Origin of the sequence: Shewanella rhizosphaerae, assembly GCF_019457655.1 — a bacterium.
Taxonomy (GTDB): domain Bacteria; phylum Pseudomonadota; class Gammaproteobacteria; order Enterobacterales; family Shewanellaceae; genus Shewanella; species Shewanella loihica.
In genome coordinates this window covers 3,913,254-3,935,255 of the sequence record NZ_CP080420.1, presented here as the reverse complement: position 1 = coordinate 3,935,255, position 22,002 = coordinate 3,913,254, and the positions used below count along the sequence as shown (strand labels likewise).

Sequence of the window (22,002 nt, the reverse complement as noted above, 5' to 3'; positions counted from 1 at the left end):
TTTTTTGTGTTGTTATTTATTAAAAAATAATGGCATTTGAGACAGAATTTAAACATTGGGTTTTTGTAAATGAAGACTACATATACTGCTACACCAGAAACAGTGACGCGCGAATGGTTCGTTGTTGACGCTGAAGGTAAAACTTTAGGTCGTATCGCGACTGAAATCGCTCGTCGTCTACGTGGCAAGCATAAGGCAGAATACACTCCTCACGTTGATACTGGCGATTACATCATCGTTATCAATGCTGAGAAAGTAACTGTAACTGGTAACAAAGCAGCAGCTAAGACTTACTACTCTCATTCTGGTTTCCCAGGTGGTATCAAGCAGATTACTTTCGATAAGCTGCAAGATCATAAGCCAGAAATGATTATCGAGAAAGCAGTAAAAGGTATGTTGCCAAAAGGTCCTCTAGGACGTGCCATGTACCGTAAACTGAAAGTTTACGCTGGCGCAGAGCACAACCACGCTGCACAACAACCACAAGTTCTTGATATCTAATCCGGGAGTAAGCTAATGTCTGCAACTCAGTACTACGGCACTGGCCGTCGCAAAACATCTACTGCTCGCGTATTCGCTAAAGTAGGTAGTGGTAACATCGTCGTGAACCAACGTCCACTTGACGAATATTTTGGTCGTGAGACTGCTCGTATGGTTGTTCGTCAACCTCTAGAGCTAGTTGAAATGACTGAAAAGCTAGACATCTATGTAACTGTTAAGGGCGGTGGTATCACTGGCCAAGCAGGTGCAATCCGTCACGGTATCACTCGTGCCCTGATGGAGCTTGATGAAGCTCTACGTCCATCTCTACGTGCCGCTGGTTTCGTTACCCGTGATGCTCGTAAAGTTGAGCGTAAGAAAGTCGGTCTACGTAAAGCACGTCGTAAGCCACAATTCTCAAAGCGTTAATATTACGCTGCGAAGATTGGAAAAACCCAGCCTTGTGCTGGGTTTTTTTATGGCTGTTTTCTGCTATTTTTAAACCCTAATTGTTCGCTACAGGAAACACACCTAGATGACATTCCAACTCCTGATGCTGGTTTTGGCCATAGTGCTGATTATCGAAGGGATAGGTCCGCTTTTATTTCCGAATCGTTGGCGGGCATATTTGCAAGAAATTTCCAGCCAAAATCAACGGGTTTTACAAAGGTTGGGTGGTGCTTTAGTGACCGCGGGCGTGGTCATATTGATTATTTTTTCATAAATTACTTGCCACTTCCCCCCCAAGATCTGCTAAAATCCCGTTTTAACCACTACCTTGCAGCAAATAATGGGCAAAAACGTTGTAGTTCTCGGCACCCAATGGGGTGACGAAGGAAAGGGTAAGATAGTCGATCTACTTACCGAACAGGCCAAATATGTCGTTCGTTATCAAGGTGGCCACAATGCTGGTCATACACTTGTTATCGATGGTGACAAAACCGTTCTTCATCTTATTCCATCAGGGATCTTACGCGATAATGTAAAATGCATTATCGGTAATGGTGTTGTGCTTGCGCCCGACGCACTGATGAAAGAGATCAACATGCTTAAAGAGCGTGGCGTCCCTGTAGAGGAGCGTCTGCTTATCTCCGAAGCGTGTCCGTTAATCCTTCCTTTCCATTGTGCCTTAGATATCGCACGTGAAAAAGCACGCGGTAACAAAGCTATTGGTACAACGGGTCGTGGTATCGGTCCTGCTTATGAAGATAAGATCTCTCGTCGCGGTCTTCGTGTTGGCGATCTGTTTAATGCAGAACTGTTCGCCGAGAAACTGAAGGAAGTGATGGCTTATCACAACTTCATGTTGACTGAATACTATGGTTGCGAAGCGGTTGATTACGAGACCACGCTAAAAGATGCGTTGGCTATCGCCGACTATCTGAAGAGCATGTGTACCGATGTTACTGAGCTGCTGGATCAGGCTCGTAAGAATGGCGACAACATTTTGTTCGAAGGCGCTCAGGGCACGCTACTGGATATCGACCACGGTACTTATCCATTCGTAACCTCTTCAAACACGACTGCCGGTGGTGTAGCAACAGGTTCAGGTTTCGGTCCACGTCATCTGGACTATGTCTGCGGTATCATCAAGGCATACACCACACGTGTGGGTGCGGGTCCTTTCCCAACTGAACTGCGCGACGAGATCGGCGATCACTTAGGTACTAAGGGTCAAGAGTTCGGTGCGACCACAGGTCGTAAGCGTCGTCCAGGTTGGTTAGATATCGTTGCCATGAAGCGCGCGGTTCAGATTAACAGCATCAGCGGTTTCTGCCTGACTAAGCTTGACGTACTCGACGGCTTGAAAGAAGTGAAGCTATGTGTGGGTTATCAGTACCCAGATGGCAGCATCTCTACCGTAACTCCGCTGGCAGCCGAAGGCTACGAGCAGGTAACACCTGTGCTCGAGACTATGCCTGGTTGGAGCGAAAGCACCTTCGGTGCGACCTCTATCGATCAACTGCCACAGGCAGCGCTCGACTATATCAAGCGAATCGAAGAGCTACTGGAAACGCCAGTCGACATTATCTCAACGGGTCCCGACAGAAACGAGACCATGATTCTAGTGAATCCGTTCAGTTAATCATAAGGGCCGCGTTAAGCGGCCTTTTTATTTTTAGGGTCTAGCCTAAGTAGAGTAGAGAAAGCGAGCCTGGTTAAAATAAGCCTGGTTAAAATAAATTTAGCCAAATAGGCTAGATTAGCGATAAGCGCGTAATCACTTTTTAAGCTAACGCCGCAGCGGCCGATAAGATAAGGTATACTGCCTAAGTCTGTCATAGAGATAAGGCGCGAGATCAATCTAGAGACCTTAACTAACGTAATAGTTAATGCAAGAGTTAAGGTAGGAGTTAAGGTAGGAGTTAAGGCAAGAATGATGACGAGATTAGTATGCGTTATTTTGCTGGCCTGTCTATCGACGCTGGCCCAGGCCCAAACCCAAGTACAAGCCGAGGCACAAGCCGTTAAGGCTAGCGATAACAAGTCTGCCGATAAGCAGGCGGAGCTCAAGGCGGTCAACATCTACAGCCAAGAGCAGCTTGTCGAGATGATCCGCGACAAGTCTTACCTGACCCGCGTCAAGGGAGACGATTGTCAGCTGGTGCAAGATATCGAGGCCCGCGCCGAGGTATTGAAGCAGCCGCTGTACCAATATTTATGGGCGGAGATGCTGAACTATGGCATCTGTGTCAAGGCCAATCCGCCACGGGGGATCTCCATGCTACGCAACGCCGCAGAGCAGGGGAGCGCCGAGGCCATGGTCAGGATCGCCGAGTATTACCATGACGGTAAGTTCGTGATCCAAGATAAGGAGCGTGCGGTGCAATACACACTGCCCGCTGCCGCCAGTGGCGATCTGCCTGCGCGCATGATGCTGGTCAGATTGTTTGGCGAAGGCTATGGTAGCCCCAGAGACTATGAGATGGGTTACCACTGGCTATATAACGATGTATTTAGTGATGAGGCGACCAAACAGGAAGCCCTGAAATTATTGATGGTGCTGGAAGCAAAGATGCCCGCAAGTGCAGTTGAGAGGGCTAAGCAGGCGCACCTGAGATCCCGGTAAACGCCCTAAGCCCCTTAGCAACAGCAGGAGAGCCTGGGCAAAATTTATGGATAATGAATGATCAAAGATCCGCATTTAAAGCGTGAACAAGAGAAGTACGACAACCCCATTCCTAGTCGTGAGTATATTTTAGATTACTTACGCTCACAGCAATCACCCCTCAATCGTGAGAAAATCGCCCAGGCGCTGAACATCAGCGACGAAGAGCAGCTCGAAGCCTTGCGCCGTCGCCTCAGAGCCATGGAGCGAGACGGCGAGCTGGTCTTTACCCGTGGCCAGGCCTATGGTCTGCCCGAGCGTATGGATCTGCTCAGCGGCACCGTTCTGGGGCACAAGGATGGCTTCGGCTTCCTCAAACTCGATGAGGGCGGCGACGACCTCTTCATCAACAACCGTGACATGCTGATGTATTTTCACGGTGACAAGGTATTGGCCCAGAAGGCTGGTGTCGACCGTAAGGGACGCCGCGAGGCCCGCATCGTCCGTTTAACCCATGAGCGCACCGCGCCTCTGGTGGGGCGTTTCCATCTGGATTCCGGTATGGCCTTCGTCATCGCCGACGACAAGCGCATCACCCAGGAGATCCTGATCCCCGACGACGATCGCAACGGCGCCCGCCAGGGCGATGTGGTGGTGGTCGAGCTGACACGCCGCCCAGGCCGCTACATGAAGGCGGCGGGCAAGGTCACCGAGGTACTGGGCAAAGAGATGGCGCCGGGCATGGAGATAGAGATTGCCCTGCGCAACTATGACCTGCCCCATACCTGGTCGAGTCTGATCGAGAAGAAACTGCGTAAGATCCCCGATGAGGTGACCGAAGAGGATAAGCAAGGCAGAGTCGATCTGCGCAAGCTGCCCCTGGTTACCATAGACGGTGAAGATGCGCGCGACTTCGACGATGCCGTGTACGCCGAGACCAAGAAGAGCGGCGGCTGGCGCCTGTGGGTTGCCATCGCCGACGTGAGCCATTATGTGCGCACCGAGTCGGCGCTGGACAAAGAGGCCCGCGCCCGCGGTAACTCCGTCTACTTCCCGTCTCAGGTGATCCCCATGTTGCCGGAGAAGCTGTCTAACGGCCTCTGCTCCCTCAACCCTGGGGTCGATCGCCTCTGTATGGTGGCCGAGATGACCATCTCGGCGGCGGGCAAGCTGTCGGGTTACAAGTTCTACCCGGCGGTGATGCACTCCCACGCGCGCCTCACCTATACCCAGGTGGCGGAGATGCTCGAGGGCGGCGAGGTGAGCGATGAGCTTAAGCCAATCTTCCCGCATCTAGAGACATTGCAGTCGCTTTACCTGACGCTGGATGATACCCGTGCCCAGCGCGGCGCTATCGCCTTTGAGACTACGGAAACCCAGTTTATCTTCAACGCCGATCGCAAGATCGAGCGCATCGAGCCCCGCACCCGCAACCAGGCCCACAAGATCATCGAAGAGTGTATGATCCTGGCTAACGTGGCGGCGGCCAAGTTTGTGAAGAAGCATAAGGGCGAGGTGCTCTACCGGGTGCATGAGGCGCCGTCGGAGCAGAAGCTGACTAACTTCAAGGACTTCCTCAAGGAGCGCGGCCTGTCCATGGGCGGTGGCCTAGAGCCAGAGCCGGCCGACTATCAGGCCTTGATGGAACAGGTGGTCGACCGACCCGATGCCGAGCTGATCCAGGTGATGTTGCTGCGCTCCATGCGCCAGGCCACCTACACCCCGGATAACGAGGGCCACTTCGGTTTGGCGCTGGAGGAGTACTCTCACTTTACCTCGCCGATTCGCCGCTACCCGGATCTCATCCTCCACAGGGTGATCCGTTACCTGCTGGCGAAAGAGCGCGGCGAAGCAAGCGACAAGTGGACGCCAGATGGCGGTTATCACTACCAGATCGAAGAGCTGGATCTGCTGGGCGAGGAGTGTTCTAACACTGAGCGGCGCGCCGACGAGGCGACCCGCGACGTCAGCGACTGGCTCAAGTGTGAGTTTATGCGTGACCATGTGGGCGACACCTTCGAGGCGGTGATCGCCTCTGTGACTCACTTTGGCATGTTTGTCCGCCTGAGCGACCTCTTCATCGACGGCCTGGTGCATATCTCCACCCTGGGTGGCGACTATTATCACTATGATAATATGCGTCAGCGCCTGGTGGGCGAGGCCTCTGGCCAGGTGTATCAGATAGGCGACCAAGTTACCGTCAAGGTGGCCGCGGTCAACCTGGACGATCGTCAGATCGATCTCATGATGGTGGGCGACGATGGTAAGATATCGCGTCCTCGCCGCGCCAAGAAGCCACTGACTGCCCGCGAGCGGGTCAACCTCGAGGGTGCCAAGATGGCGCGCAAGGGTAAAGAAGATGACAAGCCGAGTGGCAAGCGCCGCTCCGCCAGACGCAGCGACGCTAAACCTGGGACAAGTAAGCCCGGAGCAGGTAAGTCGGGAGCCGGTAAGGCGGGCGCGAGCAAGTCGAAGGCCGGGGCGAAGAAGTCATCGGCCAAGCCGGGCGCCAAGAAACGTAAGAGCGTGAAGAAGCGCAGCAGTAAGAAATAAGAGACTCAAATTAGATGAAGAAACAAGATTTCACCTTCGGCATCCACGCCGTCGAGGCCTTGCTAAAAAACAGCCCTGAGCGGGTGATCGAGATGTGGGTGTTGCAGGGACGCGACGATCAACGTCTGATGCCGCTGATTGCCATGGCCGCCGAATATGGTGTGTCAGTGCAGCAGGCCTCACGCAAGGCGCTGGACGACAAGGCCGGTAGCAGTCAGCACCAAGGCGTGCTGGTACGCGCCAAGCCTGCCAAGCAGCTCAATGACAACGATCTGCAGGCGCTGCTGGATAAGACAGAGACGCCGTTTCTGTTGATCCTCGATGGCGTGACAGACCCTCACAATCTGGGCGCCTGTCTGCGTAACGCCGACGCCGCCGGGGTACATGGGGTTATCGTGCCGCGCGACAATTCGGTTGGCCTCACGCCAACCGTTAGCAAGGTTGCCTGTGGCGCCGCCGAAGTGGTGCCCCTGTTTCAGGTGACTAACCTGGCGCGTACCATGAAGGCCCTGCAAGAGAAGGGCGTGTGGATCGTCGGCGCCGCCGGCGAAGCCGAACACGATCTCTACAAGGCCGACCTTAAGGGCCCTATCGCCATCGCCATGGGCGCCGAAGACAAGGGCCTACGTCGCCTGACTCGCGAGAGTTGCGATTCGTTGGCCTCTATCCCTATGGCGGGTAGCGTCTCTAGCCTCAACGTCTCTGTGGCCACAGGGATCTGTTTGTTCGAGGCGGTTCGCCAAAGGTTGGGGTGATCGGAAATTCGATCTTTGAATTTTGAGTCGCTGACTCAAGGTTGATGAATGCCGATGAGGTTTATGCTTCATCGGCATTTTTGTATCTGCTTTACATCGGGGGTCAGCTAACCAGTTAGCCAATCTCTAGGTGTAATGCGTACCGTCATTTAGGTTTATAACCTGTTGTTTAGCGTTAACCGTCGATTTTACCTATCGCCTGCCCGGCGGGGGATATGTACTTGGGTTGGGTTTTGTAGCGTTAACCGTTGCTGTTGTTAATAGCCTGCGGCTCGCTTATGTGCAGATACATCTGCTATACGCCGTGAATCCCTCCCTGGAGGCTCGACGATGGCATCCCTGCCATCGACGTCCGCAGATGCATCTACACCCGGTATTTTTATCTCTTCGATTGAACGGTATCGGAATTTTCTATGTGCTTGGATAAAGCGCATTTGTTCTTGCTTGGATCGTGCAGCGTTAACCATCACCGTTGTCTATTGTCTGTCTGGCGGGAGATGTGCAAGCACTCTTTTGGTACGGTGAGTTTTGCGCTAACTAGCGAGAGGCATGGATGCCGAACTGGCTGTTAAACAGGGGGGTTATTTGAATATGTCTCTATACGCTTCACGGCGGTACTGACCTACATGGATGTAGGGAATGCCAAAAAATGTAGGGAACATTTTTGGCCATGCCGCTGGCGTGCTTACCCCCGTATCTGAACGTCTCTTCGATTTATCGGTATCGGGTTTGACTGGTGAATTTGGTTAACGTCGATTTGTTCTTGGCTGGGGCGCGTAGAATTAACCTCTTTTCCCCAATGATTTTGATGAGTACATATGTCTTTAATACGTTGAAATTACTCGTTTAGTGTCTTAATGAAAGCCGATAGCTTTTCGATATTCTTTACCTTTATTTGGTTATTTACCTTCTCAACTAGTCCTAGCTCCACTAACTGGAGAACTACGCGGCTGTATGTTCTTTCTGAGCAGCCAAAACGCTCAGCTTCTTTATATACCTGGGCAAAATTGACCTTAGGTTTGGCATCTAAGTATCGCTGCTCGATGTCCAAGGCGATGTTGTAGCCTAAAGGATATAAAATCCTGTTCAGCACAACAGCCATTGTATCTTGGTATTTTTCCGATAGTGACTGACTGAGCCAGATTGCCAACTTAGGCTCTTTCTGTATAAGTTCAAGTATTAGGCTAGTGGGTATGACTTTGGCTTCGATCATCTCGCTGGCACATACATCAAATTGGCACTTAGTTGCAGTGAGTAACTCAACTTCTCCGAATAAGCGATTATCGGCAAAAAAGAGGCCCAAACTTAGGGTTCGGCCATTTTTAACAGTATGTTTAATACTGTATTGACCTAAGCTAACCCAGTACAGTTCTGTTATCTCTTGTCCCTGCTTTAATAGGTAGTCACCGGGCTGAAATCGTTTAGTTTTGAGCTCTCGTTTCTTCAGAAGTTGGCAAAATAACTCATATCCTTGACTAGCTAAATCACTGATTGTTGTCATTTTTAATTTATGTGCCTCTTTTTTGTGATCATTATCAGCTGGATCCAGACAAGTGTCCTGATGTTTCTCGTCCTGCGTGAATAACATAGCAGCAATATTAATAACTGTTAAGGATACCTATATGACTCCACATATTAATGCTGCTCAAGACTCATTTGCTGACACTGTATTGTTTCCTGGAGACCCATTACGAGCTAAATATATCGCGGAAAATTACTTGGAGAATGCTGAGTTGGTTTGTGATGTAAGAAACATGTTTGGTTATACAGGGACGTATAAAGGTAAGAAGATCTCTGTAATGGGACATGGGATGGGGATTCCATCTGTCTCTATTTATGCGCATGAATTAATCAATGATTACAACGTGAAAAAATTAATCCGTATTGGCAGTTGCGGTGGTGTTGCAGACGATGTTCATGTCCGTGATATTGTGGTTGCAACTGGGGCTGGTACCGCTTCATCAACCAATCGTTCGCGCTTTGCCGGATATGACTATGCGGCGGTGCCGGATTTTAATTTGCTAAAAGCATGTTGGGAAACGGCTGAGAGCAATAACATAGAGGTTCGATTCGGCAACATTTTTACCAACGATCTTTTTTACGGTAGCGATCCTTGTTTACTACCAGCACTTAAGAGAATGAACATTCTCTGTGTCGAAATGGAAACTGCAGCGCTGTTCGCTATTGCTGCAGAACATCGAGTGCAGGCGCTAAGCATTTTGACCGTATCAGATCATGTTGTTACTGGTGATGAAACAAGTGCACAAGAAAGAGAAACGACATTCAATCAAATGATGGAACTGGCTTTAGAAACAGTTCTAAAGGGTTAATCATGTTATCTCCAGAAATGCTTGGTTATTTAGCTTCATTCTTCGTCGGAATATCTCTCTTAATGAGTGATATTAAAAAGCTTAGATATATTAATTTTGTTGGTTGTGTCGGTTTCGTCGTCTATGGCTTTTCTATCGCTGCTTGGCCTGTTGTCTGGATGAATGGCTTTGGTGCGTTAGTCAATGTATATCACCTAGTAAGACTGAATAAGGATGTGGAGATAAAAACTTGATTCGAATAGCTTTATATAAAGTTATTTCAAATTGAGTTGTAAGCAAAGCTTGCTAGTTTCAACCAATCGAATTTCAAATGATACGAGTAACGTCAAATCGAAGAGACGATAGATAACGGTGTAAACACGTTTTTGGCCTTCGAAATCAGGGATGATTTCGTAGAGCCCACAGGGATGTGCTTGTGGCGTGCCAAAAACGTGTTTGCACATAAGGCCTGCGGCAGGCAATTGATACAACATAAGGCCAAGGTTGGCTTAAACCTTTCAAATATCAAAGTCGGGTAGAAGCTACTACTATCTGAAAAGTAGCTGAAAACAACAGGCATCAGTAACGTTAAATCGAAGAGATTAATAACCGGGTGTAGGTGTTGCTGAGGCCTTCGACTTCAGGGCCGAAAATGTTCCCGACATTTTCGGCATTCCCTACATCCATGTAGGTCAGATTATTTCGTAGAGCCCACAGGGAAGTGCTCAAACAACATCCTGTTTAACGGCCAGTTCGGCATCCATGCCTCTCGTTCATAAACGCAAAGCTTTGCTTCATTCACCGTGCCAAAAACGTGTTTGCACATAAAGCCTGCGGCAGGCAATTGATACACCATGAAGGCATGGTTCAAAGCACCCTTTCAAATTTCAATCCGGCTTAAAGCCAAAACAATTGAAACAGCGCTTCATCTACCAGAGCAGCATTGAATCCTTGTGCCCATTAAGGTTCGCTAACCTTACTTAAAGGTGTACAGCAGATTAAAGGTGGTGACGGTATCTGTCTGCTTCGACCCTTCAGGTACCACTTCCGTGTACTTGATGTTCATGCCTATTTTAAACGCCCAGTCCTGGAACAGGGTGTTCTTGTAACTCATGTCCAGGGTGACTGTGTTGTTGGCCTCGCCGGTCTCGGCGGTGAGGTCGGCGTTGAAGCTGGTGTATTCGTGGATCTTCTGTTCGAACTTGGCGGCGGTACGCAGAATGATCTCGCGGTCGGCCTCGGGATCGGGCACCGACTCACTCACCTGGGGCAGGTTGTATCGATAACCTGGGCCGACTTCGAGACTCAGCTTAGTGCTGTCGTCGCTGATGGCGTCGAAACCATAACCGGTCGACACTGTGGAGATGCGGGTATAACTACCAAATCTGTCTTCGGTGAAGTCACCGCGGGCGAAGATATAGCCTGAGTAGATCTTGTAGCTCGACTGGAGCTGGACATCGTATTTCTCCGAGGTGGTCTTTTCCGAGTCGGAGGCGAAGTAGGCCTTGAAGACCCCTTCCTGACGAAACTTGTCTGTGTCGTAGACGAGTTTGGTGCGGCCGTTGAAGCTGCTGGACTCTGTGTTACCCGTGTTGATCTGGAGTCCGGCCTCTATCTCGGCAGAGAAGTCGCTGGGGGGTTCCTGATAGTCCGGGGGCACCAATGCCCAGGCGCTGTGGCTGAGGCCGAGTGTGATAAATAAACTTGTTGCTCTTAACATTATTTTTATTTTTTGCACGCGTCTAGAACACAAAAATGACAGCGGACTATCATACCGTTTCACCGGGCGATGGGCAAAGTGAATAACGAAAGATATTGCTTGAGTTTTGAGGTGTGACCATGTACTATTCCGCGGCTTAATTCAGTCACTTTATTTAGTTCCTTGCCTCCATTTGGTCTGACTGAGCCAACAACGAGGCTAGATAACCGTAAGGAGCAAAAAATGCGTCATTATGAAATCGTATTTTTAGTTCACCCTGATCAGAGTGAACAAGTGCCAGGTATGATCGAACGTTACACGGGTATCCTTACCCAAGCTGGCGGTCAAATCCACCGTTTAGAAGACTGGGGCCGTCGTCAACTGGCTTACCCAATCATCGAGCTGCATAAAGCTCACTATGTTCTGATGAACGTAGAAGCGACTGCAGAATCGGTTGAAGAGCTAGAAACAGCTTTCCGTTTCAACGACGCTGTTCTTCGTAGCATGGTTATGCGTACCAAGGGTGCCATCACCGAAGCTTCTCCAATGGCTAAAGCGAAAGACGAGCGTGAAGCACGTCGTTCTAGCGAAGAGCGTTCAGCTGTAGAAGCTGAAGTATCTGAAGAAGCCGCTGAAAACGCAGCAGAGTAAGTTTATTTGTGGCCACCAATCACTTGGTGTTATCTGGAACCATAACCCGGTCCAGAAGCTTTAGTAGCCCGGCAGGCATCCCACATTGTGTGATCATGCTGGAACACAAATCGCAGGTTTATGAAGCAGAGATGCTGAGAAACGTATACTGCCAGATGCAAGTGATATTAAGTGGCGAACGCTTTAACAGCATCACAGACAAACTGAAAACCGGTGTGGATATTGAGGTCAAAGGTTTCATCGCCCTCCAGAGAGGACGCAATGGTCAAAACCGCCTGGTATTACACGCTGAAAATGTCGAATTGAAAACTTAGGAGACTGTCAAAATGGCACGTTATTTCCGTCGTCGCAAGTTCTGCCGTTTCACTGCAGAAGGCGTTACTGAGATCGATTACAAAGATATCGCTACTCTAAAGAACTACATCACTGAAAGTGGTAAAATTGTTCCTAGCCGTATCACTGGTACAAACGCTAAATACCAACGTCAACTGGCTCGCGCTATCAAGCGTGCTCGTTATCTTTCTCTACTGCCTTACACTGATCTACATCAGTAATAGCGCATCAATTTAGAGGAATTAATAATGAACGTTATTCTACTTGATAAAATCGCTAACCTAGGCAACCTGGGTGACCAAGTGTCAGTTAAAGCTGGTTATGCTCGTAACTTCCTTTTACCTCAAGGTAAAGCGGTAGTTGCTAACGCTGCTAACACTGAAGTATTCGAAGCACGTCGTGCTGAACTAGAAGCTAAGCTAGCTGCTGAACTAGCAACTGCTACTGAGCGCGCTGAGAAGCTGGCTGCTCTTGAAGCTGTTGTTATCGCTTCTAAAGCGGGCGACGAAGGCAAGCTGTTCGGTTCAATCGGTAACCGTGACATCGCTGATGCAGTAACTGCTGCTGGCGTTGAACTGGCTAAGAGCGAAGTTCGTCTTCCACTAGGTGCTATCCGCGCTACTGGTGAATTCGAAATCGACGTTCAGCTTCACGCTGAAGTTAAGGCTGTTGTTAAGCTTTCTGTTGTTGCAGAAGACTAATACACAGTTTTAAACGATTAAAAAAAAACACCGCGCTAATCTGATTAGTGCGGTGTTTTTTTATGCCTGAAATAACCGCTAGCTGCTCTCAAGTCTATTCGGCTTGGTTTGATTTGTCCTGTGCTATCTGCGAGGCCATCAGAGTTAGTCGATAGTGAGGGTTGCCTGCTACCAGGCTGGTCACGGGGTCATTTGGGCTTAGATAGAGTTCTTGCGTGCCTACATGGCGAGGTTCATCCGCAGCGCATAGATAGATGTCACTCACTACTTTTAGCAGGCCCGTCGGGGTGAAGCTTGCGCAAAGCCGGATAGTCACTGCTTGATTGCTGAGTTTACTCACGCCTGGCTCAAGGGTGAGGCTCTGGGCGATAAGCGGTCGGTCGTCGCCTGTGAGGGTGAAGTTGAGGCGGCACTTGGGCGTACTGCGCCGGTGCTGCAGGGACCGGATTCTTCGTTGTTGGGCCGCGAGATAAAATCCGCCTAATGGGCTGCTCATCTTGTGTCTCACTAGGTTAGCATCTTACTAAGCTATGTCTCTAACGAGTTAGCATCTTACTAAGCTAAGCCACTGCCGAGTTAGCGACAAGTAAAAAAATACCCGGCGAGGCCGGGTATTGTCGATTGGGTAAACGCTCTGACGTAGGACTAGTTTCTGACTAGTTTCTGACTAAGTCCAGTTCGCCCATCAGGTTGTCGGCGTGATCCACCTCATCCATCATCCACAGAATGTAGCGGAAATCCACATGCACCGCGCGGGTGATGGTCGGGTTGAAGAACCAGTCCTTGGTGATGGCTTCATAGGTAGAGTCGAAGTTTAGCCCCACCAGTTCGCCCTTGCCGTTAAACACAGGAGAGCCCGAGTTACCACCGGTAGTGTCGACACTTGAGAGGAAATTTACCGGCACAGAGCCGAAGCTTTCCGGCTTATCCAGGCAAGAGAAGAGGCGGCACAGCCAAGAGGCTGGGTCTTGATAGACAGACTCGACCTTGTGGCTGCCGTAACGCTTGGCCTTGATGGCATCCAACACCTTTTGAGGTGCATCGAACGGCTCGACGCCCGTGTGCTTGGCGACTATGCCTTCCAGACGGGTGAAGGGCTGCTTGTAGAGGGCGTCTTTCGACTGGTAACCATCTACCATGCCGTAGGTGATACGCAGGGTGCCGTTGGCATCCGGGTATACCGGCCAGTTGTTGGCCTTGTAGTAGGCGATAACCGCTTCCATGTAGCCAGGGCGGGCCTTAGATAGCTTACCGGCCAGGGTCTTCTTGGATTTTTCTTGGGCCAGGTTGGTGTCGTACAGGGCCACGGCGATGCGGATGAAAGGATCGGCGCTAGTTTCAAACGCCTTCACATCGGCGTCCATCCAGGCCAGACGCTCATCCTGATTGGTGAGGCCGGTCAGCGAGTAGAGGCCATCCAGCTTGTCACTCAGGCTTACCTCAGCATCGTCCGATTTCAGCATGGCATCTAGCTCAGGCACACGGTTGTCCTGGGCCAGATAGGCATTAAGATCTTGCATCCACAAGGTCTTGTCGACGCTGATGGCGAAGCTTGAGTCGATACGCTTGAGGCGCGCCTTGAACATCTTCATGTCGCGCTCTTGGTAGCCCTCTTCACGCTCGGCATCTGGCTTGGTCTTCTCCTTGGCCAGACGATAGAGGCGGTTGGCCGCAGAGAGCAGGTCGCTCGATTGGGCGTTCTCGAAGAAGTAGTGAGTCTGCTGCGCCTGGCGCTGCTCAACTAACAGTGTCTCTAGCTGGTCGAACTTGGCCTGATAGCTCTGGTACTGAATGTCAGTGCTTAGCCACTTGCGGAAGTCGTCTTCACGACCCTGCTTGATACCGGCGATGTCGGTGGCCTTGAAGCCGTCGAGCAGACCGTTATATTTCTTCATGCGGTTGGCCATAGAGGCCAGTGTACCCGCGTACTTGATCTTAACGCCTGCGTCCTGAGCGCCCATGACTTCTAAGGTGTCGATGCGCTGCTGATAACGCTTGGCCAGGGTAGGGTAGAGCCAGTCGCTGGCAAACTTCAGCTCGCTGGTGAGGCGGTAGCGGCTGGTCGAGCCCGGGTAACCGGCCACGAACACACCGTCGCCAGCCTTGACGCCATCGGCGTTGATTTTCAGGTAGCTCTTAGGCTTGAAGGGCACGTTGTCAGGCGAGTAGGCCGCCGGCTTGCCATCCTTGCCCACATAGGCGCGCAGGAAGGTGAAGTCGCCCGAGTGGCGTGGGTATTCGTAGTTGTCGATATCGCCGCCGAAGGAGCCGACGCTTTTTGGTGGCGCGTAAACCAGACGCACGTCGCGAATTATCAGCTGCTTGATCAGGTAGTATTCCAGACCGTTATGGAAGCTGCGCACTGAGCAGCGATAGTTGTCGTCGCTCTCACACTCTTTGATCAGTGCCTTACGGTTGGCCTGGATCTCTTCGTAGCGTTTCAACGGGTCGTCGCTGAGCTCTTTGGTGACCTGCTCACTCACGTTGGTGACCGCTTCTGTGATGTAGAGACGTTCGTTAGGGCCGGCAGATGGTTCGTCCGCTTGTTTGCGCGCCAGGAAGCCATCGGCGATGTAGTTGTGCTCTTTCTTGCTGTTGTATTGAATCGCGCGGTAGGCGCAGTGGTGATTCGTTACAACTAACCCTTGGGGGGACACGAAACTGGCGGTACAATACCCCAGTCCGACAACCGCATTCATCGGATATTGGGTCAGATCGGCGAGTTGTTTTGCTGGAATTTGGATACCGCGTTCGCTCAGCTTGTCGGCGATCGAAGGCATTTGATACGGTTGCCATTGCCCTTCATCGGCAATCACTACGCCAGATGACAGCATTAAGGCTGCAACCAATGCTTTGCGCATGTTTATTCCTTAATTATTATGTGTAAGTTTGTAGGACGAACAGGTAAGAGGCCTGTTTCTGCTTGACCCGGGTTTTATATCATATTTTGCCTAATCGTTGGAAATTTGGAGAGTTAATGTCACAGCAAGGTGGATTTCAGGCTAAGAAAAAGCCTAGAGATATACAGATCGATGCATTGAAGATGCCGCCCCATTCGATTGAGGCCGAGCAGTCTGTGCTCGGTGGCTTGATGTTGGATTCAGATGCCTGGGATAAGGTGGCCGAGGCCGTGGTGAAGGATGACTTCTACTCCCGCTCCCACAAGATGATCTTTACCGCCATGGAGGCCCTGGTGGCCGCGGGTCAACCCATAGATCTGATCACCGTCTCCGAACAGCTGGAGCTGGAAGATAACTTAGAAGATGCCGGTGGTTTCGCCTATTTGGGCGAGATCGCCAAGAACACCCCGAGCGCGGGTAACATTCTCTCCTACGCCGCCATCGTGCGTGAACGCGCCGTGGTGCGCGAGATGATCAAAGTCGCCAACGAGATCGCCGATGCCGGCTTTAACCCCGAGGGGCGTAACTCCAGCGAGCTTCTGGATCTGGCCGAGAGCAAGGTATTTAAGATCGCCGAGCAGCGCGCCAACGCCAACGAGGGCCCCGAGGGGATCAAGACCATCCTCGAGAAGACGGTAGATAAGATCGAGGAGCTGTACAACAACCCTCACAACGGTGTGACCGGGGTGTCTAGCGGCTTCAACGATCTCGACCGCATGACCGCGGGTTTCCAGTCGGGCGATTTGATCATCGTCGCGGCGCGTCCCTCTATGGGTAAGACCACCTTCGCCATGAACCTGTGTGAACAGGCGGCGCTGCACGAAGACAAGCCAGTGCTCATCTTCAGCTTGGAGATGCCCTCGGAGCAGATCATGATGCGTATGCTGGCCTCTCTGGGCCGGGTGGATCAGACCAAGATACGTACGGGTCAGCTCGATGATGACGATTGGGCGCGCGTCTCCTCCACCATGGGGATCATGCTGGAGCAGGGCAAGATGTATATCGACGATGGCTCTGGCCTGACGCCGACCGAGGTGCGCAGCCGCGCCAGACGTATCGCCCGCGAATATGGCGGCCTGTCGATGATCATGATCGATTACCTTCAGTTGATGCAAGTGCCGGCTCTGTCCGATAACCGTACGCTGGAGATCGCCGAGATCTCCCGCTCGCTTAAGGCGCTGGCTAAAGAACTCGAGATCCCTGTGATCGCTCTGTCGCAGCTCAACCGCTCTCTGGAGCAACGCGCCGACAAGCGCCCGGTAAACTCCGATTTGCGTGAATCTGGCTCTATTGAGCAGGATGCGGATTTGATCATGTTTATTTATCGTGATGAGGTGTATAACGACGACTCCGAAGATAAGGGCACCGCGGAGATCATCATAGGTAAGCAGCGTAACGGCCCCATCGGCCGGGTGCGTTTGACCTTCCAGGGCCAGTTCTCCCGTTTCGATAACTACGCCGGTCCGCAGTTCGAAGAAGATTAATCCGACTAAGCTCATAGGGTGAGATTAAACTTGGTTTAATTAGCCCTATCGGTCGCTATTTTGCGTTACCCTCATCGAGTCTCGACGCCATTAACATTAAGGTTATTGTTTGAAACCCTTTCCCCGAGCAGAGATCAGCGGCGATGCGCTGAAAGCTAACCTAAAGCGATTACGCCAGCTGGCCCCCCAGAGTAAGGTGATGGCAGTGGTGAAGGCCAACGGCTATGGTCACGGCCTGTTGAATGTGGCCCACTGCCTGGCCAGCGCCGACGGCTTTGGCCTGGCGCGCCTCGAAGAGGCTCTGGAGCTTAGAGCCGGTGGCGTGAGTGCCAAGCTGCTTCTGCTGGAAGGCTTCTTTCGCCCAAGCGACGTGGCGACCCTGGTCGAGCATGATATCGATACCGTGGTGCACCACGAGTCGCAGCTCGAGATGCTGGAGGCCGTCAGTCTGGCCAAGCCGGTGACAGTGTGGATGAAGATAGATACTGGCATGCATCGCTTAGGCTTTAACCTGGATCAGTTTGAAGCTATCTACCAGCGCCTGCAGGCCTGTGCCAACGTGGCCAAGCCCATCAATCTGATGACACATTTTGCCTGCGCCGATGAGCCGGATAATCCCGCGACCGCCGAACAGGCACGCCGCTTCGAGCAGATGACGGCAGACCTTCCTGGCGATCGCACCCTGGCCAACTCGGCCGCGACCCTCTACTGGCAGGCGACCCAGGCGGACTGGATCCGTCCGGGGATCGCGCTTTATGGCGTTTCGCCTGTGGTTGGCGATCTCGGTCGCAATCATGGCCTGGAGCCCGCCATGGAGCTGGTGTCTCAGCTGATTGCCGTGCGGGATCATAAGGCCGGCGATCCCGTCGGCTATGGCAGCTACTGGCGTGCCAAGCAAGATACCAAGCTAGGTGTGGTGGCCATAGGTTATGGCGACGGTTATCCCCGCAACGCCCCAGAAGGCACCCCTGTCTGGGTCAATGGCCGCCTGGTGCCCGTGGTGGGACGTGTCTCCATGGATATGCTGACGGTGGATCTCGGCCTGGACGCCACAGACAAGGTGGGTGATACCGCCGTGCTCTGGGGCAAGGCGCTGCCGGTCGAAGAGGTGGCCGAGCATATCGGCACTATCGCCTACGAGCTGGTGACCAAGCTGACTCCCCGCGTCGCCGTCTGCCTCGAATGATCAGATGACTAAGTTGTTGATGGCGAAAATATCTCTCACGCGGCTAGCTTCTCGGGCTAGCCGTCTGTTTTTTACAGGTTTGCTCGCCTTAGCCACCCAGCAGGCATTGGCCAGCGATGACCTGGCGCCTCAGGTTCAGGTAAGCAGCGATGATGGCACCGAGGCCGAGTATGTGGCCGTGCCCTTCATCTTCGCCACCGAGAGCCTGAGTACCTCAGTGGGCGCCGCCGCTGTGGTCAAGCATGCGGGGCAGCGTCAGGCTTCTCTGTTTGCCCTGGGGCTGGGCACGGCCAACGACTCCTGGGTCACCTATCTTGGCGCCAATGACTATCAGCTGCCGGGTGTGGATAGCTGGTTGTTTTCCGGTGAGTATTACCGCGCCCGCTACACAGAAGGGATCTTCTACATCCCCGGGCAAGAGGTGGGACGCGCCGCCGATGCCCCCGAGCGGGTGGTGACACAGGGGGATGAATCCTTTGCCAGGCTGCACCTTAAATATGTGCTGCCCTGGGGGCGAGGCGCCAAGGGCGCAGCTGCCAGTCTGCGTAGCGCACCTTTAGGTAGCCATGAATGGAACCCGCTCACCTCTGGGGTGAGTAGCATAGAGCTGACTCCCTTCTATACCGAGCAACGCCTGGAGGGATATGAGTCGCTGCCTCAATCGGCCCGCGGCTTGGAGCTTGAGCTTGCCTGGGATAACCGCGACGATCGCGAGAACAGCAAGCAGGGCGGGCGCACCAGCCTGACCCTGACCCGCGACTGGGGCAGCAGCCAGCGTCAGAGCTGGACCACCTGGGAGTTTGAGCAGAGCCTCTATCTGTCCCTTGGGCAATCTGGCTGGTTCGACAGCCGGGTATTGGCGTTTAACTTTTATCTCGCCGACACCCCTACCTGGAACGACTATGACCCGAACAGTCACACCAACGGGCGTCCGCCTGGATTTGCCGGGGTGGGCCTGGGGGGCTTTAAGCGCCTGCGTGGTTACAGCGGCGATCGGTTCACCGGCCGCAGTGCCTTGCTCTATGCGGCCGAATATCGGCTAGAGCCCAAGTGGCAGCCATTGCAGAGCCTGCCGGTGTTTCGCTGGTTCGATATTCCCTGGTGGCAGTGGACGGCGTTTGTCGAGGCGGGTAAGGTGAGCGATGAGTTTGCCTTAGATAGCCTGCACAGCCAGATGAAAACCAGCTTCGGCGCCGGTATCCGCTTCGAGGTGGAAGGTGTGGTGGTGCGTACGGATCTCGCCATCGGCGAGGAGGAAAGCCAGTTCTGGGTCATGGTGAACCAGCCTTTCTAGTCATTACTTGAGTATTGCCGCGCTGGTTAGCCTTCGAAGCAGATCTCTATGTAGGCGGTGCCGTAGATGCTGCTAAAGGGCATGATGATCTTCTGCCCGTCCGACTTGTGGGCTATGGTGTGATTCTTACCCGACACCACTATTGGGGTCGCCATATCGAACTCGTAGCCTTTATCGCTTAGCAGATTCTTGGCGCCGCCGGTCACCATGTTGGTCAGCTCGCCCACCAGATCCGTCACCTCTTCGTCTATGCTCTCCGGCTTCTCCCCCAGCATCTTGTTCATGATCTCTAAGATCAAGGTTTCTTCGAAGGTGATCGACAGCGAGCCCTTGGTCTGAGGGCCGACCATGCCGATCAGGCCAGATACATCGCCCTTGGCCAGGTTATCTTTTTTCAGGTTAGGTTTGCCGGGTTTGAGCTCCATGTTGGCCATGGTTTTCAGCACATTGAGCAGGGAATCGAGAAAAGGATTGATAAAGTCTACATTCATCGCAGGTGCAGCCCCTTCTGGTGATAACAGATCGCAGCATATCGGACTTTAAGCTTAGGTGATAAATGGACTTAAAGCCTGCTGGCACTTTATCACCATAACATAAAGCTCTGGCGGGGCGACAAATCTTTTATATCTAACTTACTAATGGTAAAGATATTTGTGAGCTGCTGTTTGTTTTTGTCGCCCAAGGCGTATAAGGATGACGGCTAAGGCTTGCCCAATTCCCCCATTTCGCGCTAGCCTCGACAGCATTAACGCCCGCTAATGTTAGGAGCCCCATGTCAATGCTTCCCACACACTATACCCATGTGCAATTTAACGCCCCAGGTGGGCCCGAGGTGCTGGAGCTGACGCAGTGCCCCTTGCCTGCCATAGCGCCGGATCAGCTGCTGATCAAGGTGGAATATGCCGGGGTGAATGGTCCGGATGTTGCCCAGCGCCGCGGCCTCTATCCACCGCCGCCCGGTGCCAGCGAGATCTTGGGCCTGGAGGTGTCAGGCACAGTAGTGGTCAAGGGCGAGCAGGTGACCGGCTGGCAGTTGGGGGACAGGGTGTGCGCCCTGGTACCCGGCGGTGGCTATGGCGAGTATGTGGCGACCTGGGCGGTACACTGCCTGCCTATACCCACAGGAGTGACCATGGCTCAGGCGGCGGCCCTGCCCGAGACCTTCTTCACCGTGTGGGGACACATGTTCATGCGCGGCGGCCTTAAGGCGGGTGAGACTGTGCTTATTCATGGTGGCTCGGGCGGTATCGGCTCGGCGGCGGTCACCTTAGCGAAACAATTCGCTGTTAAGGTGCTGGTCACCTGCGGCAGTCAGGAGAAGATTGACTACTGCCTCGCCCTAGGGGCCGACCACGGCTTTAACTACCACGACGAGGATCTGCTGGCTCAGATAAAGGCGGTGGCGCCTCAAGGGGTGGACTTGGTGCTGGATATGGCCTCGGGTGACCTTATCGACCTCAACCTCAAGGCGCTGGCGATCGAGGGCCGCCTGGTCACCATAGCCCTGCAGCGGGGTAGGCGCGCCGAGGTGGATGTGGCGCTCTTGATGGCTAAGCGTATCTGCTGGACGGGGGCGACCCTGAGGCCACAATCGGTCGCGGCCAAGCAGGCGATCGCCGATGGCCTGCGTGAGCTGGTGTGGCCTAAGTTCGACACCCAGGAGGGCAGCAGCCTGGTGCCTCACCTGTTTGCCGAGTTTGCGCTGGGTGATGCGGCCAAGGCCCATGCTCTGATGGAGTCGGGGCAACACAGAGGAAAGCTGGTGCTCAAGGTGGCGAATGACTAGCCGTCAACGGGTGTGACAAGTCGCGCGCTCATGGGGGCTGAGCGGTCTGTTAACTTTGGTATAAAGTAGGTTAGAAAAAACTTGAATAACTGATTTGATCGGCTAAATTCGTTACTAGTATCTACCGAGTGAACATTTTGATAGCAATTAAATAAAATAGATCCATTTGGCTATTGATTTCTGGCGGTATTTATTAAAAATGTGTGGGCTATTGTCCAGAGGCGTTTGTGGCGATGGCAGTGACTAAGCTAACTGTTGTCAGCTTTATAATTTTATATTGGTATGTGTTGATTTAAGGGTATTAGCATATATGTATGACACGTCTAAAGAACCTGTTTGGTATGGTGAACTTCGTACGGCTCGAGGTAATACTATCCTCATTCACGACAAAGAGTTTCCCGAAGCCACGGCGGGACGAGTTTATCTCTATAACACGGTAAGAGATGCCGTGATTGAATATGCCGAGGACATCGTTAAGGTGAACCTGCATGACCTTACGGAAGAGGAACTTAAGGCCGCTAAAGCTGAATATGACGCGAACTGGTTAGCGACCCGAGCCGCCTTCATGCAGCAGCATGCCGGTTGGGTTGAGGCGATTCATGCTAAACCTGCACCAGCGCCTAAGAAGGTGAAGGTGGACGCCGAAGAAGGCGCCAGCGATGACGACGATGATGATGTCGAACTCGAAGTCGATAGCCTGGACGACGGCTATGATGATTGGTCTGACGATGACGACCGCAACTAGGCAACCTGCCAGGACTCCTGCTTAGTTCGCCGCCATCCTTAGGTAAGAGGTTCCGGTCCCTCTGGAACCCCTACCTA

At 52.5% G+C, this 22,002-nt stretch carries 21 protein-coding genes and 1 pseudogene; 18 read left to right on the top strand and 4 right to left on the bottom strand.

Going from position 1 to position 22,002, the window contains the following annotated elements:
* The first annotated feature begins 69 nt into the window (after positions 1 to 69).
* The 7 genes and pseudogenes from rplM to rlmB all read left to right on the top strand — a co-directional run bounded on the left by rplM (position 70) and on the right by rlmB (position 6,837).
* The gene (gene rplM / locus K0I63_RS17005) at positions 70 to 501 is read left to right on the top strand and encodes a 50S ribosomal protein L13 (protein ID WP_011867090.1); all 432 of its coding nucleotides are present in this window, start codon (positions 70 to 72) and stop codon (positions 499 to 501) included.
* 15 nt (positions 502 to 516) lie between these two features.
* A complete protein-coding gene (rpsI, locus tag K0I63_RS17000) occupies positions 517 to 909 on the top strand; it encodes a 30S ribosomal protein S9 (RefSeq protein WP_011867089.1) in 393 nt (130 codons plus the stop codon).
* A gap of 106 nt (positions 910 to 1,015) precedes the next feature.
* On the top strand, positions 1,016 to 1,204 hold the full coding sequence (locus K0I63_RS16995) for a DUF2065 domain-containing protein (RefSeq protein ID WP_011867088.1): 189 nt from the start codon (positions 1,016 to 1,018) through the stop codon (positions 1,202 to 1,204).
* Positions 1,205 to 1,270: 66 nt separating this feature from the next.
* A complete protein-coding gene (locus tag K0I63_RS16990; protein ID WP_011867087.1) occupies positions 1,271 to 2,566 on the top strand; it encodes an adenylosuccinate synthase in 1,296 nt (431 codons plus the stop codon).
* A 417-nt stretch (positions 2,567 to 2,983) separates the two neighbouring features.
* Positions 2,984 to 3,550: pseudogene (locus K0I63_RS16985) on the top strand (tetratricopeptide repeat protein); the annotation flags it as partial.
* 57 nt (positions 3,551 to 3,607) lie between these two features.
* A complete protein-coding gene (gene rnr / locus K0I63_RS16980; protein ID WP_220081802.1) occupies positions 3,608 to 6,082 on the top strand; it encodes a ribonuclease R in 2,475 nt (824 codons plus the stop codon).
* A gap of 14 nt (positions 6,083 to 6,096) precedes the next feature.
* Entirely contained in the window at positions 6,097 to 6,837 is a 741-nt protein-coding gene (gene rlmB / locus K0I63_RS16975) for a 23S rRNA (guanosine(2251)-2'-O)-methyltransferase RlmB (RefSeq protein ID WP_220079144.1), read from the top strand.
* An 838-nt stretch (positions 6,838 to 7,675) separates the two neighbouring features.
* Here the strand turns inward: rlmB and K0I63_RS16970 are convergent.
* Positions 7,676 to 8,425, bottom strand: a complete 750-nt coding sequence (locus tag K0I63_RS16970; protein ID WP_258406900.1) for a Crp/Fnr family transcriptional regulator — start codon at positions 8,423 to 8,425, stop codon at positions 7,676 to 7,678.
* A 34-nt stretch (positions 8,426 to 8,459) separates the two neighbouring features.
* Between K0I63_RS16970 and deoD the strand changes: the two genes are divergently transcribed.
* Together deoD and K0I63_RS16960 are read left to right on the top strand one after the other, a co-directional pair.
* Complete coding sequence (gene deoD / locus K0I63_RS16965) at positions 8,460 to 9,167, top strand: purine-nucleoside phosphorylase (protein ID WP_220081801.1); 708 nt, start codon at positions 8,460 to 8,462, stop codon at positions 9,165 to 9,167.
* 2 nt (positions 9,168 to 9,169) lie between these two features.
* A complete protein-coding gene (locus K0I63_RS16960) occupies positions 9,170 to 9,400 on the top strand; it encodes a uroporphyrinogen decarboxylase (RefSeq protein ID WP_220081800.1) in 231 nt (76 codons plus the stop codon).
* 722 nt (positions 9,401 to 10,122) lie between these two features.
* On the opposite strand, the gene K0I63_RS16955 is transcribed toward K0I63_RS16960, so the two are convergent.
* A complete protein-coding gene (locus K0I63_RS16955; RefSeq protein WP_220043398.1) occupies positions 10,123 to 10,866 on the bottom strand; it encodes a DUF481 domain-containing protein in 744 nt (247 codons plus the stop codon).
* Positions 10,867 to 11,088: 222 nt separating this feature from the next.
* Here K0I63_RS16955 and rpsF point away from each other — a divergent pair, with 222 nt between their 5' ends.
* From rpsF to rplI, 4 genes are read left to right on the top strand one after another with little or no spacing between them, the layout of a single operon-like run.
* Positions 11,089 to 11,496 carry a 30S ribosomal protein S6 gene (gene rpsF, locus K0I63_RS16950; protein WP_011867080.1) on the top strand — a complete coding sequence of 136 codons (408 nt, stop codon included), beginning with the start codon at positions 11,089 to 11,091 and terminating at the stop codon, positions 11,494 to 11,496.
* Between the two features lie 8 nt (positions 11,497 to 11,504).
* Positions 11,505 to 11,810, top strand: coding sequence for a primosomal replication protein N (gene priB / locus K0I63_RS16945; RefSeq protein ID WP_144202728.1), 306 nt, complete (start codon positions 11,505 to 11,507; stop codon positions 11,808 to 11,810).
* 12 nt (positions 11,811 to 11,822) lie between these two features.
* Entirely contained in the window at positions 11,823 to 12,050 is a 228-nt protein-coding gene (rpsR, locus tag K0I63_RS16940) for a 30S ribosomal protein S18 (RefSeq protein WP_011867078.1), read from the top strand.
* Between the two features lie 27 nt (positions 12,051 to 12,077).
* Positions 12,078 to 12,530, top strand: coding sequence for a 50S ribosomal protein L9 (gene rplI, locus K0I63_RS16935; protein ID WP_011867077.1), 453 nt, complete (start codon positions 12,078 to 12,080; stop codon positions 12,528 to 12,530).
* 656 nt (positions 12,531 to 13,186) lie between these two features.
* On the opposite strand, the gene K0I63_RS16930 is transcribed toward rplI, so the two are convergent.
* Positions 13,187 to 15,391 carry a S46 family peptidase gene (locus tag K0I63_RS16930; RefSeq protein ID WP_220081799.1) on the bottom strand — a complete coding sequence of 735 codons (2,205 nt, stop codon included), beginning with the start codon at positions 15,389 to 15,391 and terminating at the stop codon, positions 13,187 to 13,189.
* Positions 15,392 to 15,507: 116 nt separating this feature from the next.
* Here K0I63_RS16930 and dnaB point away from each other — a divergent pair, with 116 nt between their 5' ends.
* The 3 genes from dnaB (at position 15,508) to K0I63_RS16915 (ending at position 19,394) form a co-directional block, all read left to right on the top strand.
* Positions 15,508 to 16,914: a replicative DNA helicase gene (dnaB, locus tag K0I63_RS16925; protein ID WP_011867074.1), complete on the top strand. Its 1,407-nt coding sequence runs from the start codon at positions 15,508 to 15,510 to the stop codon at positions 16,912 to 16,914.
* Between the two features lie 109 nt (positions 16,915 to 17,023).
* The gene (gene alr, locus K0I63_RS16920; protein WP_220043395.1) at positions 17,024 to 18,100 is read left to right on the top strand and encodes an alanine racemase; all 1,077 of its coding nucleotides are present in this window, start codon (positions 17,024 to 17,026) and stop codon (positions 18,098 to 18,100) included.
* Positions 18,101 to 18,104: 4 nt separating this feature from the next.
* Entirely contained in the window at positions 18,105 to 19,394 is a 1,290-nt protein-coding gene (locus K0I63_RS16915) for a BamA/TamA family outer membrane protein (protein WP_220081798.1), read from the top strand.
* 26 nt (positions 19,395 to 19,420) lie between these two features.
* On the opposite strand, the gene K0I63_RS16910 is transcribed toward K0I63_RS16915, so the two are convergent.
* Positions 19,421 to 19,885: a chemotaxis protein CheX gene (locus K0I63_RS16910; RefSeq protein WP_011867071.1), complete on the bottom strand. Its 465-nt coding sequence runs from the start codon at positions 19,883 to 19,885 to the stop codon at positions 19,421 to 19,423.
* A gap of 281 nt (positions 19,886 to 20,166) precedes the next feature.
* On the opposite strand from K0I63_RS16910, the gene K0I63_RS16905 reads away from it, so the two are divergent.
* Together K0I63_RS16905 and K0I63_RS16900 are read left to right on the top strand one after the other, a co-directional pair.
* Positions 20,167 to 21,180, top strand: a complete 1,014-nt coding sequence (locus K0I63_RS16905; RefSeq protein WP_220081797.1) for an NAD(P)H-quinone oxidoreductase — start codon at positions 20,167 to 20,169, stop codon at positions 21,178 to 21,180.
* Positions 21,181 to 21,490: 310 nt separating this feature from the next.
* A complete protein-coding gene (locus K0I63_RS16900; RefSeq protein ID WP_011867069.1) occupies positions 21,491 to 21,925 on the top strand; it encodes a hypothetical protein in 435 nt (144 codons plus the stop codon).
* Positions 21,926 to 22,002: the final 77 nt, after the last annotated feature.